The organism is Nonomuraea ferruginea (genome assembly GCF_039540635.1).
GTDB lineage: Bacteria > Actinomycetota > Actinomycetes > Streptosporangiales > Streptosporangiaceae > Nonomuraea > Nonomuraea ferruginea.
Window position 1 is genome coordinate 44,913 of sequence record NZ_BAABFD010000012.1, and the last position, 14,816, is coordinate 59,728.

17 protein-coding genes and 1 tRNA gene are annotated in these 14,816 nt (G+C 68.6%); 10 read left to right on the forward strand and 8 right to left on the reverse strand.

What is annotated here, in order from left to right:
- Positions 1–43: 43 nt before the first annotated feature.
- Positions 44–694, forward strand: a complete 651-nt coding sequence (locus tag ABD999_RS22615; RefSeq protein ID WP_148035884.1) for a class I SAM-dependent methyltransferase — start codon at positions 44–46, stop codon at positions 692–694.
- A 306-nt stretch (positions 695–1,000) separates the two neighbouring features.
- Here ABD999_RS22615 and ABD999_RS22620 read toward each other — a convergent pair whose 3' ends face one another.
- Entirely contained in the window at positions 1,001–1,507 is a 507-nt protein-coding gene (locus tag ABD999_RS22620; RefSeq protein WP_148035885.1) for a hypothetical protein, read from the reverse strand.
- Positions 1,508–1,707: 200 nt separating this feature from the next.
- Between ABD999_RS22620 and ABD999_RS22625 the strand changes: the two genes are divergently transcribed.
- Both ABD999_RS22625 and ABD999_RS22630 read left to right on the forward strand, forming a co-directional pair.
- Positions 1,708–2,334, forward strand: a complete 627-nt coding sequence (locus tag ABD999_RS22625) for a ClpP family protease (RefSeq protein ID WP_271277009.1) — start codon at positions 1,708–1,710, stop codon at positions 2,332–2,334.
- Positions 2,331–2,921, forward strand: coding sequence for a ClpP family protease (locus tag ABD999_RS22630; RefSeq protein WP_219546817.1), 591 nt, complete (start codon positions 2,331–2,333; stop codon positions 2,919–2,921). Before ABD999_RS22625 ends, ABD999_RS22630 begins: the two co-directional genes overlap by 4 nt.
- Before the next feature lie 27 nt (positions 2,922–2,948).
- Here the strand turns inward: ABD999_RS22630 and ABD999_RS22635 are convergent, their stop codons facing one another.
- Positions 2,949–3,305, reverse strand: a complete 357-nt coding sequence (locus ABD999_RS22635) for a helix-turn-helix domain-containing protein (protein ID WP_148035888.1) — start codon at positions 3,303–3,305, stop codon at positions 2,949–2,951.
- 184 nt (positions 3,306–3,489) lie between these two features.
- Between ABD999_RS22635 and ABD999_RS22640 the strand changes: the two genes are divergently transcribed.
- Entirely contained in the window at positions 3,490–3,666 is a 177-nt protein-coding gene (locus ABD999_RS22640; protein ID WP_271277008.1) for a hypothetical protein, read from the forward strand.
- Positions 3,667–4,259: 593 nt separating this feature from the next.
- Here the strand turns inward: ABD999_RS22640 and ABD999_RS22645 are convergent.
- The 4 genes from ABD999_RS22645 to ABD999_RS22660 form a co-directional block, all read right to left on the reverse strand.
- Positions 4,260–6,020 carry an ATP-binding protein gene (locus tag ABD999_RS22645; RefSeq protein WP_271280069.1) on the reverse strand — a complete coding sequence of 587 codons (1,761 nt, stop codon included), beginning with the start codon at positions 6,018–6,020 and terminating at the stop codon, positions 4,260–4,262.
- Between the two features lie 406 nt (positions 6,021–6,426).
- A tRNA-Ala gene (locus tag ABD999_RS22650) sits at positions 6,427–6,499 on the reverse strand.
- 19 nt (positions 6,500–6,518) lie between these two features.
- Positions 6,519–7,250: an HAD family hydrolase gene (locus ABD999_RS22655; RefSeq protein WP_148035898.1), complete on the reverse strand. Its 732-nt coding sequence runs from the start codon at positions 7,248–7,250 to the stop codon at positions 6,519–6,521.
- Between the two features lie 15 nt (positions 7,251–7,265).
- Entirely contained in the window at positions 7,266–7,385 is a 120-nt protein-coding gene (locus tag ABD999_RS22660) for a DLW-39 family protein (protein WP_013130296.1), read from the reverse strand.
- Positions 7,386–7,667: 282 nt separating this feature from the next.
- Here ABD999_RS22660 and ABD999_RS22665 point away from each other — a divergent pair, with 282 nt between their 5' ends.
- From ABD999_RS22665 to ABD999_RS22675, 3 genes are read left to right on the forward strand one after another with little or no spacing between them, the layout of a single operon-like run.
- Complete coding sequence (locus ABD999_RS22665; protein ID WP_271280070.1) at positions 7,668–7,880, forward strand: heavy-metal-associated domain-containing protein; 213 nt, start codon at positions 7,668–7,670, stop codon at positions 7,878–7,880.
- The gene (locus tag ABD999_RS22670) at positions 7,877–8,815 is read left to right on the forward strand and encodes a hypothetical protein (RefSeq protein WP_271280071.1); all 939 of its coding nucleotides are present in this window, start codon (positions 7,877–7,879) and stop codon (positions 8,813–8,815) included. Before ABD999_RS22665 ends, ABD999_RS22670 begins: the two co-directional genes overlap by 4 nt.
- Positions 8,816–8,835: 20 nt before the next feature.
- Positions 8,836–11,037: a heavy metal translocating P-type ATPase gene (locus tag ABD999_RS22675; protein ID WP_271280072.1), complete on the forward strand. Its 2,202-nt coding sequence runs from the start codon at positions 8,836–8,838 to the stop codon at positions 11,035–11,037.
- A 51-nt stretch (positions 11,038–11,088) separates the two neighbouring features.
- Here ABD999_RS22675 and ABD999_RS22680 read toward each other — a convergent pair whose 3' ends face one another.
- Both ABD999_RS22680 and ABD999_RS22685 read right to left on the reverse strand, forming a co-directional pair.
- On the reverse strand, positions 11,089–11,610 hold the full coding sequence (locus tag ABD999_RS22680; RefSeq protein ID WP_148035902.1) for a universal stress protein: 522 nt from the start codon (positions 11,608–11,610) through the stop codon (positions 11,089–11,091).
- A gap of 74 nt (positions 11,611–11,684) precedes the next feature.
- On the reverse strand, positions 11,685–12,368 hold the full coding sequence (locus tag ABD999_RS22685) for a hypothetical protein (RefSeq protein WP_271280073.1): 684 nt from the start codon (positions 12,366–12,368) through the stop codon (positions 11,685–11,687).
- Positions 12,369–12,454: 86 nt separating this feature from the next.
- On the opposite strand from ABD999_RS22685, the gene ABD999_RS22690 reads away from it, so the two are divergent.
- The 3 genes from ABD999_RS22690 to ABD999_RS22700 are packed head-to-tail and all read left to right on the forward strand — an operon-like array spanning position 12,455 to position 14,795.
- A complete protein-coding gene (locus tag ABD999_RS22690) occupies positions 12,455–13,006 on the forward strand; it encodes an MFS transporter (protein WP_271280074.1) in 552 nt (183 codons plus the stop codon).
- Between the two features lie 59 nt (positions 13,007–13,065).
- A complete protein-coding gene (locus ABD999_RS22695; protein ID WP_271280075.1) occupies positions 13,066–13,584 on the forward strand; it encodes a copper chaperone PCu(A)C in 519 nt (172 codons plus the stop codon).
- The gene (locus ABD999_RS22700) at positions 13,584–14,795 is read left to right on the forward strand and encodes a Dyp-type peroxidase (RefSeq protein WP_271280076.1); all 1,212 of its coding nucleotides are present in this window, start codon (positions 13,584–13,586) and stop codon (positions 14,793–14,795) included. Before ABD999_RS22695 ends, ABD999_RS22700 begins: the two co-directional genes overlap by 1 nt.
- Positions 14,796–14,816: the final 21 nt, after the last annotated feature.

Below are 14,816 nucleotides of genomic sequence, written 5' to 3' on the forward strand. Positions count from 1 at the left end.
GAGAACAACACTAGAGTTTGACTCTAGATTCTTGGAGGAGACGATGAACCACCCCAAGCCGGGCCCGACCTCGACACTGCGAGACCAGGAGGAGGAGTCCGTCCATCGCGCACTGGAGGGCTACTACCGTGCGGGCAAGCCGCCGTGGGACACCGGCGTGACGCCCCCCGAGCTGGTGGCCCTGGTAGAGGGGCACGGCGCACCGCCGCCCGGCCGCGCCCTCGAACTCGGCTGCGGCACGGGGACCAACGCCATCTACCTCGCCCGGCACGGCTGGGAGGTGACGGCCGTCGACCTGATCGACAGCGCCGTCGACCAGGCCCGGGAGAAGGCCGAGGCGGCTGGGGTGGCGGTGCGACTGCTGCACGGAGACGCCACCCGCCTCGACGAGCTGGACGCGCCCGGCCCTTTCGACCTGTTCTTCGACCTGAGCTGCTACTGCGGGATCCCACTCCACCGCCGCGACGCCTACGCCGCCGGGCTCACCGACCGCGCCGCTCCCGGGGCACAGTTGCTGATGTTCGGGTACGGCCCCGAGCCGCTCGGCAATCCGACCACCGAGGTCACGTCATGGGCGGCGGGCGTCACAGCCGACGAACTCCACGCCAGGTTCACCGGCTGGGAGGTAATCGACGTCACACCGGGCACCAACTCGGTCCCGACCTTCTGGTTCACCCTGCGCCGCGACGCCTAGCGGTATCTGGTCGCCGGTTCCATCGTCGGCGGCGTCACGACTGTGCCGAAAAGGCCACTTCCCGATCGTGGGAGGTGGCCCGTTTCCCGTCCCATCGGGCACAGCGATCATGTGGTCACGGAACCTGTTCTGCCGCATTCTGTCCTACGGTGTGCGATCACCATATTTGTCGATGATCGAGCTAAGAACATGGGGCCGACGGCATCTCCTGCCCCAACGCACGTGGTGAAAAGACGCCAGTGTGTCCATCCCCTGAAAGCGTGAAGACTCGGTTAGGCGGCGATGGTCTCCTGGGCCATTCCCCCATCATGGGCAATGGCCTTTGACGTGGGCCGATGACTTACGCCTCCTCCGTCGAGCCCTACGTGCGGACGTCTGACGCGCCGAAGCCGCCTCCGGCTCCCAACCAGACCACCGAATCAAGGCGATGGAGACGCCCAGGAGGACCGTGAACCCACCCGCGAGAGCGTTCAGCCCCCCGAGGCCTACCTCTCCGTCCGGATCGCCGATCCCGGCAGGTCGGCCTTCGGCCCAGTCCGCCATGGCCCACGCCTGCGTCGCTACAACCACACCGAACACGATCGTGGCCGCAGCCAGCACGTAGCCGGGAGGGCGCGTCCACGACCGCATCGCGACAAGCACGATGCCGATCAGCAACCCGAGCGGGACGGTCACGAGCTGCCCCAAGTTCAGGCCTATCAGGGCCGAGAGACGGACGTGCTCGAAGTCGCTGCCACGCTGAGCCCATAGGAACGGGATCGTCATGACGCCGCCGCTGATGAGACCGACTGCCAATAACCTGAGCACCGCCACGCGCACCATGATCGTGGACGTGCTCGCCTCTGCGCCACCTCAGCCGTACTTTGCAGCTGCACAAGATTGAAAAGGCCACTTCCCGATCACGGGAGGTGGCCTAAGAACACGGACCGGAACTCGAGTCCCGCTGCTCAGAGCAGATCTGCCCCAAGCGGATCGTGTCGACCTCGGTCCGGATCGCCTCACATGATGGGCTCATGAGCGGAGAATCGAATCTTCCACTGTTCAATTCGCGGGTCAGACGCGAGCTCTACGACCAGCGCGTGCTCGTTCTCGACGGCCCTCTCGATGACGACAACGGGACACTGCTGGCCACGCAACTGATAGCGCTCGCCACGCAGGACGCCTCGGCGGACATCGCATTGTGGATTCACTCGCCGGGTGGGTCGGTTCCCTCGATGCTCGCGATCCGCGACATCATTCGACTCATTCCCTGTGACGTGTCGACCCTCGTGCTGGGCATCGCTTACAGCGCCGGGCAGTTCTTGCTGTCATCGGGCGCCCGAGGGAAGCGTCGCGCCCTGCCACACGCACGTGTCCTGATGCACCAGGGCTCGGCGGGAATCGGTGGCACCGCAGTCGACATCGAACTGCAGGCCGGCGACCTTCGGCATACTCGCGACACAGTGCTCGGCCTCATCGCCGAGGACACGGGGCAGTCCGTCGAGCGCATATTCGAGGATTCTCTGCACGATCGCTGGTACACGGCGCGAGAGGCACTGGACTACGGCTTCATAGATGCGATCGTGCAACATTTCGACGAAATCGCGCCGCGCAATCGCCCACGGCTCGGATTCGACGTGACCGAAGGAGGCGGCCAGTGAGCACGTATACGATTCCCAATGTCATCACGCAGAATTCTCGTGGCGAGCGCATCATGGATGTCTACTCGCACCTGCTCACCGAGCGGATCATCTATCTGGGCACCGCGATCGACGCGGGCGTCGCCAACGCTCTCATCGCCCAGCTGATATTTCTCGAGTCGGACAACCCCGATGCCGAAATACAGTTCTATATCAACTGCGAGGGCGGGGATCCGAGCGCGATGCTCGCGATATATGACACCATGCGTCATATCCGCCCCCGGGTTTCGACCACCTGCGTCGGACAGGCCGTCGCGGTGGGTGCCGTCCTTCTTGCCGCGGGCGCCGAAGGAAAACGTGCCGCTCTCCCGCACGCACGAGTGATCCTGCACCAACCAGCCGCTCAGGGACGCGGCACGATCCCCGATCTCATCTTGCAGGCTGACGAGGTCGTCCGTGTCCGAGCAGACATCGAGCGCATACTGTCGCGGCACACCGGCCAGACGATCGAGACCCTACGCGCCGACACCGATCACGATCGCGTGTTCACCGCGACCGCTGCCTTGGAGTACGGGCTCCTCGATCAGATCATCGAGGAGCGTTCTTAGGCCGGTGGATGACCCGGGCAAGCCACGCTACGCGGCCAGAGCATAAGCCGCCGAGCAGGTAGCACCTCTCGACGTGCTGTTCTGAGCAGACCGCAAGCTCTCGGCAACGGCGAGGGTCAGATCGACCAGGGTCACATCCAGCGCGCCGGCGACCGCAGCGATCATTTCGCTCGACGGCTCTTTGACGCCTCGTTCCATCTCGGAGAGATACTGCGGCGAGACCCCGGCGCGACGTGCCGTCTCGCTCAACTTCTCGCCCCGCTCGTGACGAAGGCCTCTGAGACACTCACCGAGCACGTGCCGCCACAGCGGCTCGCGCTCCGGAGACGGCTTGGAGTTGGTCCGATCGATCGCTGAACGTAGCGGCGGGATGGAAGGGGCCATGCCTCACCCTAGACAGGTGCCGCGTTCGAAGTCGGCCTGATCCGCGCAGAGCGGAATAGTCCCGTCTCCTCCGGTCCGGCCGACGGCGAATCACGCGGCGGTTCTCTCTGTGGTCGTATGACGTTGACCGCAGGCCAAGCGTTCACGCCGACGCCGTCCAGCGCCGGCTCGTCCCCGGCCATGGGTGAAGGTCGTCGAGCATTCCCGGATGTTCATGGTCGGCAGTTGGTCCGTCGTACCGGTCCGTGGCGTCGTGGGGTTCGGCAAGGGAAAGATCCTCCTGTCGAATTGGGGGATGAAGGCGAACATCAAGCCGCCGCCAGCCGATGAGGCGGTGCCAGTGGAGGAACTGCGCGACTGATCGGACCCGCTGGACGGAACTCCCAGGGCGAGCCCTCAATCTCAGGCGATGGCAGCGTCGTCAAACTAAAACCGGGCGGCATTCAACCCTTGGCACCAGGGCGCGGCTGAGATGTTGCGCGGACAAGGTGCGCCCGCCGCGCTCCGGCAAGCCGGGCGAGGCGGCCGATAGACCGGCTCGGCGAGGTGGCGGGGCCCTCCGCGAATGGCCGTGGAGGGTATTGCGCGGACCCTGCCTCGTCGCGCTTCACATCCCTCAGCGGGTGAGCGAGGACTGCCAGTGATCCGAACGCGAGCTTGTCTGCTGGTAGTCCCGCGTGCGGTGCTCGGCTCATCCGCCGGGGCCTTCCTCGTCGTTCAGCTGTGGACGCCGACCCAGAGCATCGCCGACACGTCTGGACGCGGGGGTTGAGCGTCAGGATCTGCCAGACGGCCAACGTGATGTCCTGATGGCGAAGCCGGCGCGCCGGAGGCGCGCCCCTGGAAGCACAGCCCGAGCGAAGCGAGGACCTTGCCCTGGTCAAGTGGCAGATGAAGATTGGTGGAGTGTGATCGCGTGAGGCGGCATTGCTGTATCTCTCTGCTGTACAGCCGTTACCCGGGCTCAGCCGGTGAAAAAAGGGAGCCCTGTCGTGTTCGGCGGTACCGGGCGGTCGAGCTTCTCGGTGAGCTTCCGATCAATTCCACCGTGCCTTCGTCACGCATGATCGAGAGCCAGCGCCGTACGGTCTGATCGGTCAGGCCGGTACTCCGGGCCAGTTCGGCTCGCGAGAGGGTTTCGTCACCAAGCGCGTCCAGTAGCTGAGGGCGTCGATCGCTCCGTGTCGATGCAGGTGCTTCCCCGGGGAGAGGGCGGTGCCCCCGCTGGGACAACTCGTACTGCGCCCATCGCCTGCTCCCGGTCTGGGTCACTAGTTCACGTGCCACCAGATCCCCCAGTTCGGCCGTAGCCACGCGCGAGTCCACACCGGTCGTGCTCCGGTAGGAACGGTTATCCAGGATCTCTCGATTTCGGAGCATCGCCAGCGCGATGCACTGACTGCCAGAGAGGCCTCCTTCGCCCAAACTTTCGATCCACCTCACGACTTCCTCGTTCAGCAAAGCGTGGTTGGGGATGGTAACGATGAAGGAGGACACACGGTCTTCGAACTGCGGCGGACTCATCCCGGCCGCCCGGAGGGCGGAGACCATGGCGCGGATTCCAGAGCCCCGGTTCTCACAAACCATCCGGGTCTCACCCGGAAGAGGAACGTCCTCAAGCATCCTCATCAGCGTCGCGTTGCGTGCGGAAGAAATCCCTTCGTCGGTGAGATTGTCGATGGTCACCGGGCCGAACAATCCGCCAGGGCTTCGAATTGTCAGCCTGTCCGGGTACATCTCAATCTGAATCTGAGTACCCCGGGCGGCGCTGGACAGATCCCGGTGTACGAGCGCATTCACCACGGCTTCCCGAAGTGCGGTCTCCGGGTACTCCCAGACGTCCTCTCGGCCGACTCCTCCGATGACTGCCCTCCTGGACATATTTCGCCGGATCGCAGCCAGCGCGTCGCGGACCATGATGGGGATGGGTCCTTCGACGGTGAGGTTGTCCAGAAAGCGCGTGCCAGTGGCTGATGGTTGGCCGGTGACCGAGGGGTAATGCACGAAGCTGATCATCAGTTGGGGGAGATACTCTTGCGGGTAGGAGCCGAGCGCGAGCAGGGCTGCCAGGGAGAGCGTTTCCGTGCCGTCGTGTCCAGCTACCAGAATCCTGGCTCGTCTCAGCAGGTCGTCACGGTCAAGATCTGCAAAGGCATGAGGCCTGTTGGTACGGAGTCTTGCGATGAACGACTCCAGGGCGATCGGATCAAGAAGCTGGAGGCCGGTTCCTGAAATGGCCTGCTCGTCCTCACGAGGCTGCCCGCGTGAGGACAGCATGATTTGAACCTCGTAGCTCGACAGTCGCCGATCCCCATCGCCTACGCGTACGAAGCTGCCCTTGGTCATCCCGGCACCTTTGTAGAAACACGGTCGCTGGGCCGGATCCAGTTCGGGGACTTCTGCCACGATGATCTTCACACCTTCGAAGTCGTGGACGCGGATCAACGGCCGCAGAGCAGGTTCCATGTCAGTGGAGCAGAGCGAGGCCAGGTCGTTGGAAAGCTTTGAAGCATCACGTACACCCGTTGCTGAGAATCCCGTGCTCTCGCTCAGGCCCAGGATGAGCACACCACCGTGAGTGTTGGCGAAGGCAGAGAGCGTCTCCCGGATCGTCTTCGGCAGCTCGCGCTGGGACTGCTTCACTTCTACGTCGGAGATGTCCCCGCCGAGAACGCGGAGGTTGGCAATGATCTCGGAGAGCTCTTCGTCGAGCACGTTGTACTCCCTGAGCAGCGCGGACGAGCATGCTAGTTAGCATGCTAGTTAGCATGCTTCGGCTAGATAACAGGAATCACCAAGCCAGGTACCTGAACAGAGGGCTTTCTCGGCTCTCGTCCACCGGAGGCACCGGGATGTAGCCGTATACATCGGCTGCACAAGCTCCAAGAGACCGTATTCGGATCAATGAGGGCGCCCGAGCTCATTCTTACGCGAAGCGCCCCACGTGAAGACCTTCTTGCGGGACCGAATGCATGCACAGGGAAGAACGCCCGAGAGGAGCGAGGATCATTGGGGCGATCCCGCAGGAGCACAGCGAGCGTGTGGAGAACAGTTGACGCTGTAGCTGCACAAGATCGAAAAGGCCACTTCCCGATCATGGGATGTGGCCTCCGACGTGCGGTGGAGCCTAGGAGATTCGAACTCCTGACTTCCTGCTTGCAAAGCAGGCGCTCTGCCAGCTGAGCTAAGGCCCCTTCGAACAATGAAGATAGCCTACCGAACCGGCGCCGGTATCCGCGCGCCTCCCAGGTCGCCGCTCAGGATCAGCTCCGGCAGTGCGCCGACGGACGGTAACACGTGGGTGGCGCCGCCGCCGACGAGGCGGTCTCGGCTGTGGCCGCTGTCGGTGAGGATGCCGGCCACGACGGCGGCGCCGGCGCGGTGGCCGGCGAGCATGTGGCTCTCGGAGTCACCGGCGACGGCCACCTGACGGACGTCGGGGATGCCGAGGCGCAGGACGGCGTGCAGGACCATGTCGGGCCAGGGGCGGCCGCGGCCGCCCGCGTCTTCGGGGCTGATGGCCAGGTCGATCTTGTCGTGCCAGCCGAGGATGCCGAGGACGCGGCCGAGGGTGGTGCGGCTGAAGCCGGTGAGCAGGGCCAGCCGGATGTCGGAGCCGCGGAGCTTGTCGAGGACCTCGACGATGCCGGGGGCGGGGGTGAGGCCGGAGCGTTCGAGGGCGCCTTCGTAGGCGCGCTCGAAGGTCAGGTTGGCGGCCTGCGCCCGGGCCTCGTTCTCCGGGAAGATGCCCCGGAAGACGTCGATCTTGGGTTGCCCCCGGGACCGGTGCACGTGCACCATGGCACGTGCGTACGCTCCGGTCCCGGGGACTATGCCCTGGGTGGCGATCGCCTCGGCGAACGCGCGCTCGACCGTGGCGATGTCGCCGACCGTGGTGCCTGCCAGGTCCAGGCACACCAGCTTGATGGGGACGATGTCACTCATCGCCTCGCCGGTCGGTTAGTTCTCGCTACCGGTCGCCTCGGTCCAGAGATCGAGCTCTGCCCGATCGGCCTGCACCTTGCGCCAGATCAGCAACCCCCCAAGGGCGACCAGCGCCAGAACGAGCAGCTTCTTCACTGTGTGACCCCACTTCTTCGACGGTCTCGCCCGCTGGGCAAGACCCAACGGATGCTTTGCAGCCTAGCAAGGGATGGCGGCGGTCCCCGTGTTTGCGCGGACCAGATGTCGGATTGTTCAAGGAACACGCGGCGCCGAGGATTGACATACCCCCTAGCCGTATATATCGTCCTCCGCATACCCCCTCCAGGTATGCACAGCCAGGGTCAAGACATACCCTAGGGGGGTACGGTGTTAGACTCGATACAAGGCATCACGTACGAGCATATGAAGGAGCATGCGATGAGCACCGCCACCTACACCGTCAAGGGCATGACCTGCGGCCACTGCGTGAGTTCCGTCAAGGAGGAGGTCGGCGAGGTGGCCGGCGTGACCTCCGTCGACGTGGACCTCAAGAGCGGCCGGTTGACCGTGGTCAGCGACGGTCCTGTCAATGAGACGGAGATCAGCGGCGCGGTCAAGGAGGCCGGCTACGAACTGGTGGGGGTGTCATGAGAACGGCAGGCCGGTTGGGCCTTTACGGCGCCGGGCTCGCGGTGATCTTCGCCGCGGCGCTGGGCGCCGGGAGCGCGGCGGGCCAGATCGGGCCCGCCGCCGGCCCGACCGGCCGCACGGCGGAGCAGGTGAAGCAGGGAGAGACGGCCATGGACCACGGAACGGGTGAGCAGGCCGAGGACGGCCACACTGACAGCGCGGACGGCCACGCCGACAGCGGGCACTCAGGCGCTACGGATACCCCCGGGGGGCTCCAGGTCTCCCAGGACGGCTACACCTTCACGCGCCTCGCCACCGACGACCCCGACGACTTCCGCTTCACCGTCGACGGCCCCGGCGACAAGCCGGTGACGGAGTTCGACGTCGAGCACGACAAGAAGCTGCACCTCATCGTCGCCTCCCGCGACCTGACCATCTTCCGGCACCTCCACCCGGAGATGGCCGCCGACGGCACCTGGCGCGTGAAGCTCCCCCTGGACGAGCCCGGCCCCTACCGTGCCTTCGCCGACTTCAAGCCCACCGGCGCCGACAAGCTGACGCTCGGCCTCGACCTGCAGGTGCCGGGCGACTACCGCCCGCGCGAGCTCCCGCACGCGAGCACCGAGGCGCGGACCGGTGACTACACTGTGAGCCTCGCCGGGAGCCTGGAGCCCGGCCGGTCGAGCAAGCTGACGCTCAAGGTGAGCAAGGACGGCAAGCCGGTGACCGACCTGGAGCCCTACCTCGGCGCCTACGGACACCTGGTGGCCCTCAGGGCCGGCGATCTCGCCTATCTGCACGTCCATCCTGAGGAGACCGGCAAGGCGGGCCCGGAGATCACGTTCTTCGCCGAGGTGCCCAGCACCGGCTCCTACCGCCTGTTCCTGGACTTCAAGCACGACGGCAAGGTGCGCACCGCGGCCTTCACGGCCGAGACCGGACCGCACGGCCACTGACGCCTGGGAGGAGAAGGGTGATGACATCACTCACCGACGGCCGCGGGGGCGCGGTCGAGCTCTCGATCGGCGGCATGACGTGTGCTTCCTGCGCCAACCGGATCGAGCGCAAGCTCAACAAGCTCGACGGCGTCACGGCGACGGTCAACTACGCGACCGAGAAGGCCAAGGTCACCTTCCCCGCGGACCTGGACCCGCTGGCGCTGGTCCAGGAGGTGGAGAAGGCCGGCTACACGGCCGAGCTGCCCCACGAGCGGCCCAAGGAAGAAGCGGAGAAGCCGGACAACAGCCTGCGCGACCGGCTGATCGTCGCGGTGGTGCTGAGCGTCCCGGTGGTGGCCATGGCCATGATCCCGGCGCTGCAGTTCCGCTACTGGCAGTGGCTGTCGCTGGCGCTGGCCGGGCCGGTCGTGGTGTACGCGGGCTGGCCGTTCCACAAGGCGGCCTGGACGAACCTGCGTCACGGCACCGCCACCATGGACACGCTGGTCTCGATGGGCACGCTCGCGGCCTTCGGCTGGTCGCTGTGGGCGCTGTTCTTCGGCACGGCCGGGATACCCGGCATGGTCCACCCGTTCGAGCTGACGATCCAGCGCACCGACGGCGCCGGCAACATCTACCTGGAGGCGGCGGCCGGGGTGACGGCGTTCATCCTGGCCGGGCGCTACTTCGAGTCGCGGTCCAAGCGGAAGGCCGGGGCCGCGCTGCGGGCGCTGATGGAGCTGGGCGCCAAGGACGTGGAGCTGGCCGACGGCCGCCGCGTCCCGGCCGACCAGCTCACGGCGGGTGACCTGTTCGTGGTCCGGCCGGGCGAGAAGATCGCGACCGACGGCGTGATCGAGGAAGGCACGTCCGCCGTCGACGCCTCGATGCTGACCGGCGAGTCCGTGCCGGTCGAGGTGCGGCCGGGCGACGCGGTGACGGGCGCGACGGTGAACGCGGGCGGCCGGCTCGTCGTCCGCGCCACCCGGGTCGGGGCCGACACCCAGCTGGCGCAGATGGCCAGGCTGGTGGAGGAGGCCCAGACGGGCAAGGCCGAGGTGCAGCGGCTCGCCGACCGCATCTCGGGCGTGTTCGTACCGATCGTGATCGCGCTCGCCGTGGGCACGCTCGGGTTCTGGCTCGGTACGGGCAACGGCGCGGGCGCGGCGTTCACCGCGGCGGTGGCGGTGCTGATCATCGCCTGCCCGTGCGCGCTGGGGCTGGCGACGCCGACGGCGCTGCTGGTCGGCACCGGCAGGGGCGCGCAGCTCGGCATCCTGATCAAGGGCCCGGAGGTGCTGGAGTCCACCCGCAAGGCGGACACGATCGTGCTCGACAAGACCGGCACGGTCACCGAGGGCCGGATGACGCTCACCGAGGTCCACGTCGCCGAGGGCGAGGACGAGGCCGAGGTGCTGCGCCTGGCCGGCGCGCTGGAGCACGCATCCGAGCACCCGATCGCCCAGGCCGTGGCCAGGGCCGCCCGGTCGGACGCCACGGTCGAGGACTTCGCGAACGTCGAAGGGCTCGGCGTGCAGGGCGTGGTCGACGGGCACGCGGTGCTGGTCGGCCGGCCCAGGCTGCTGGAGGAGTGGTCGCAGCACCTCACCCCCGAGCTCGTGGAGGCTCTGGAGCAGGCGCAGGCCGCGGGCCGCACCGCGGTCGCGGTCGGCTGGGACGGCCGGGCCCGTGCCGTGCTGGTGGTGTCCGACGTGGTGAAGCCCACCAGCGCGGAGGCGGTCGCGGAGCTGAAGCGGCTCGGCCTCACCCCGGTGCTGCTGACCGGCGACAACGAGAAGGTCGCCCGCGCGGTGGCGGCCGAGGTGGGCATCGACGAGGTGATCGCCGAGGTGCTGCCCGCGGACAAGGTCGAGGTGGTCAAGCGCCTGCAGGGCGAGGGCAAGGTCGTGGCGATGGTGGGCGACGGCGTCAACGACGCGGCCGCGCTCGCCCAGGCCGACCTCGGGCTGGCCATGGGCACCGGCACCGACGCGGCCATCGAGGCGTCCGACCTGACGCTGGTCCGCGGCGACCTGCGGGTGACGGCCGACGCCCTGCGCCTGTCGCGCAGGACGCTCGCCACCATCAAGGGCAACCTGTTCTGGGCGTTCGCCTACAACGTGGCCGCGCTGCCCCTGGCCGCGATGGGGCTGCTCAACCCGATGATCGCGGGGGCCGCGATGGCGTTCTCCAGCGTGTTCGTGGTGAGCAACAGCCTGCGGCTGCGCGCTTTCAGGTGAGACCGTCCGTCGCCGGCCCGGCAGTGCCGGGCCCGCGGCGGGCTTCGCGCGTCAATCGTGCCTGCGGCTCCAGAACCGGCGGGAGCGGTCTTCTGACATCTCGGGTTCGTCGGGCGGGGTGGGCTGCTGCACGATCACCACCGTCGTCTTGGCGTGACGCGCGCAGTACATGCTGGTCGAGGGCAGGAACATGCGGCTGAGCAGGCCGCGGCGACTGCGCCCGAGCACCAGCAGGTCGCCCTCGCGGGCCAGGTCGACGAGGTGGTAGCCGGGATCGCCGACCCTGGACACCATGACCGTGTGGAGGTCCTCCGGCAGGCCTCCCGCCACGTCCTCGAACACGCCGGCGATCACCTCGCCGCAGCGTGCCTCCTCACCCGATCTGATGGCGTGCTGCACGGGCAGCGCCTCCGGGAACGGGTGCACCGGAGCCCGGCTGACATGTACGGCGACGAGAGCCATGCGGCGCAGCCGCGCGGTCCCGATCGCCCAGGCGAGCGCCCAGCGCGCGGCCGGAGTCTCGTCGACGCCCACGATGAGCCGCACGCCGCCGGGCAGGTCCTGATCCACCACGCCCCTCCCTTACCGAGGTACGTACCATAGTGCGCCTTTCGGCTAGTTACCGGGAGGTGTGAGTTTCGGACCTCTCACACCAGTGCGAGCAAGCCGGTATAGAGGGTTTCGCGTTCCGGCTCGGAAAAGGCTTCGTACGGCACCGCCGCGCGGCGGTTGGTGCCCGCCTCGATGCGTTCGCGCAGCGGGCCGGGCTCCAGTGCGACGACCTCGGCCGCGGTCAGTCCCGCCGCCTGCCAGGCCGCCGCGTGCGCGTCGGCGCGGGCGTAGCGTAGCGCCGCCAGCCGGTTGAACAGCAGCAGCCCCGCCGGTGCCCCCTCGGGTTCGTACGGGGGAGCCATCACCGCGAGCGCGTCACCCGGCTCCGCCATGGCCTTGCCGAGCACCCGTCCCGCCAGCGCGGCGAGGGTCTCGACGTCATGGTCCCGCCAGATCCGGCCGGCCACGGCCGCGTGCGTCTCGTACAGCCCGTGCACGAGGCCCAGGCCCCGCTCCGTCAGCCGCAGCGTGCCGTCGTCGTCGGCCAGTTCGCCGCGCCGGACGTGCTCCCGGATGCTCTCCTCCCGGTCGTCCCCGTACCGGTGGACGGCGGCCAGGTCGCGTCTGGTGAGGGTGCGCAGCGGGAGCGTGAACCGCAGGTCGTTCAGCAGTCCCAGGGCGTCGGGTCTGCGTGTGGCGGCGTGCAGGTTGACGTGGACCGCGTCGATGACCGGGGCGATCGCCGCCGCGTACGCGTGCGGGTCCGTGGGCGTCAGCATCCCGCGCCATTATGCCGGTCTCGCCGGAAATCTTGGGCTGTGTCGGGAGAAGGACCGAGGGGGTGGCGTGAAATCATGTCGGCATCGTGCCGTCCAGCCTTCCGTTCCGCCTCGCCCGCACCGCGGTGTTCGCCGTGGTGTGTCTCAGCCTCGGCATGGTGGCCCACTCCCTGGCGGGCGGGAGCGTGCCGGGGCCGGCCATGGTGGCCGGGTTCTTCGTGGCCGCCGGGGGTGCGTACCCGCTGGCCGGGCGGGAGCGGGGCCCGCGGGCGATCCTGGCGCTGCTGGGCGGTCTGCAGCTCGTCCTGCACGTGATGTTCTCGCTCTCCCACGCCGTCTCCCCCGCCGCCGGGGCCGCGCACGCCGCGCACGCCTCGGCCGGGCTGGCCCCCGACCTCGGGATGTTCGTCGCCCACGGGTGGGCGGTCGGGCTGACCGCGCTCTGGCTGGCGCGCGGGGAGGCCGCGCTGTGGGGGCTGCTGCGCCGCCTGGCCGCACGGCTCGTCACCGTGCTGCTGCCGGTGCCGGCGACGCCGTTCGTCGAGCTGCCCCACGCCGAGCCGCCGGTGCTGCGCTCGGCGATCCTCCGGCATGCCGTCAGCGGGCGCGGGCCGCCCGCGGTCATCGGAATCCGCTGACCTTTTTCCGATGACCGACGCCCCGGCGACTTCCGCCGCGGGCGCAGGAAGGCATGTCCATGAACACCCGTTCCGCCCTGCTCGTCACCGCCACGGCCGTGCTCATCGCCGGCTGCGGCGCCGCCACCCCGGCCGCCGGGCCCGCGCCCACCACCAGCGTCGAGGCCGCCGCCCCGGCCCAGGCGCTCACCATCACCGACCCCTGGGTGAAGGCGGTGAAGGAGGGGATGACCGCCGCGTTCGGCACCCTCGTCAACCACACCGACAGCCCCATCACCGTCGTCGCGGGCGCCTCGCCGCTCTCGCCGGAGATCGAGCTGCACGAGGTGGTCGAGTCCGACAAAAAGATGATCATGCGGCCGAAGGAGGGCGGGTTCGTCGTCCCGGCACGCGGCAGCCACGAGCTCAAGCCCGGCGGCGACCACATCATGCTGATGGGCGTCAAGGAGGAGGTGAAGCCCGGCGCGGAGATCCCGATCACGCTGACGCTGCAGGAAGGTCCCCCGCTGGAGTTCACCGCCGTCGGCAAGGACTTCGCGGGCGCGAAGGAGGACTACCAGCCGGGCACGGACCACTGATGGCCGAGCAGAGGATCACCCGGCGCGGGCTGTTCGCCGCCGGGGCGGCGACGGCCGTGGGCACGGCGGCGGGCACGGTGGCCGTCACGATGGCCGGCACGATGGCAGGCACGGCCGCCGGCGCCTCGCCGAGCGGCGCTGCCACGGAGGTCCCGTCCGGTACGGCCACGGAACCGTTCCACGGCGTCCACCAGGCCGGGATCGCCACGTCCCCGCAGGCGCACGCCGTGTTCGTGGCGTTCGACCTCAAGCGCGGCACCGGACGGGAGCCGATCGCCCGGCTCATGCGGTTGCTGACCGACGACGCGCGCCGGCTCACCCTGGGCCGGGGCGCGCTCGCCGACACCGAGCCCGAGCTGGCCGTCTCCCCCGCCAGGCTGACGGTCACGTTCGGGTTCGGCCCCGGCCTGTTCGAGGCGGCCGGGGTGGAATCGCCGGTCCGGCAGCTGCCGGAGTTCGAGACGGACAAGCTGGAGGACCGCTGGTCCGGCGGTGACCTGCTGGTGCAGATCTGCGCCGACGACCCGCTGACCGTCGCGCACGCGCTGCGGATGGTGGTCAAGGACGCGCGGGCGTTCGCGCGGGTGCGCTGGACGCAGCGCGGCTTCCGGCGCGGCGCGCACGTCCAGCCCGCCGGCGCCACCCAGCGCAACCTGATGGGCCAGCTCGACGGCACCGTCAACCCGGCCGACCTGGACCGGGCGGTCTGGCTCGGCCAGGGCCCGCTGCGCGGCGGCACCACGCTGGTGCTGCGCCGGATCCGCATGGACCTGGAGACCTGGGACGAGCTGGACAGGACCGGCAGGGAGTTCACGATCGGCCGCCGCCTCGCCGACGGCGCGCCGCTCACCGGCCGGGCCGAGCACGACGAGCCCGACTTCGGCAGGCTGAACCGGCTCGGCTTCCCCGTCATCTCCGAGTACGCGCACATCAGGCGGGCCCGGGTGGACGATCCCGGCGCCCGCATGCTGCGGCGGCCGTACAACTACGACGACGGGCTGGCCGAGGACGGCACCCCCGACTCCGGGCTGCTGTTCGCCGCCTACCAGGCGGACGTGGACAAGCAGTTCGTCCCGGTGCAGCGGCGGCTGGCCGAAGGCGACCTGCTCAACGAGTGGATCACCGCGATCGGCTCGGCGGTGTTCGCGATCCCGCCCGGGTGCGCCCCGGACGGCTGGATCGGGGAGACGCTGCTCGCGGACGGGCCTTGACGGCGCGTCCGTAGGCGCCGG

Bases quoted from the DNA above. Each gene is read 5' to 3' on its own strand.
- ABD999_RS22635 (WP_148035888.1), bottom strand. From the start codon at position 3,305: ATGGCCCCTTCCATCCCGCCGCTACGTTCAGCGATCGATCGGACCAAC.
- ABD999_RS22655 (WP_148035898.1), bottom strand. From the start codon at position 7,250: ATGAGTGACATCGTCCCCATCAAGCTGGTGTGCCTGGACCTGGCAGGC.
- ABD999_RS22685 (WP_271280073.1), bottom strand. From the start codon at position 12,368: ATGCTGACGCCCACGGACCCGCACGCGTACGCGGCGGCGATCGCCCCG.
- ABD999_RS22695 (WP_271280075.1), top strand. From the start codon at position 13,066: ATGAACACCCGTTCCGCCCTGCTCGTCACCGCCACGGCCGTGCTCATC.
- ABD999_RS22625 (WP_271277009.1), top strand. From the start codon at position 1,708: ATGAGCGGAGAATCGAATCTTCCACTGTTCAATTCGCGGGTCAGACGC.
- ABD999_RS22615 (WP_148035884.1), top strand. From the start codon at position 44: ATGAACCACCCCAAGCCGGGCCCGACCTCGACACTGCGAGACCAGGAG.
- ABD999_RS22700 (WP_271280076.1), top strand. From the start codon at position 13,584: ATGGCCGAGCAGAGGATCACCCGGCGCGGGCTGTTCGCCGCCGGGGCG.
- ABD999_RS22665 (WP_271280070.1), top strand. From the start codon at position 7,668: ATGAGCACCGCCACCTACACCGTCAAGGGCATGACCTGCGGCCACTGC.
- ABD999_RS22670 (WP_271280071.1), top strand. From the start codon at position 7,877: ATGAGAACGGCAGGCCGGTTGGGCCTTTACGGCGCCGGGCTCGCGGTG.
- ABD999_RS22675 (WP_271280072.1), top strand. From the start codon at position 8,836: ATGACATCACTCACCGACGGCCGCGGGGGCGCGGTCGAGCTCTCGATC.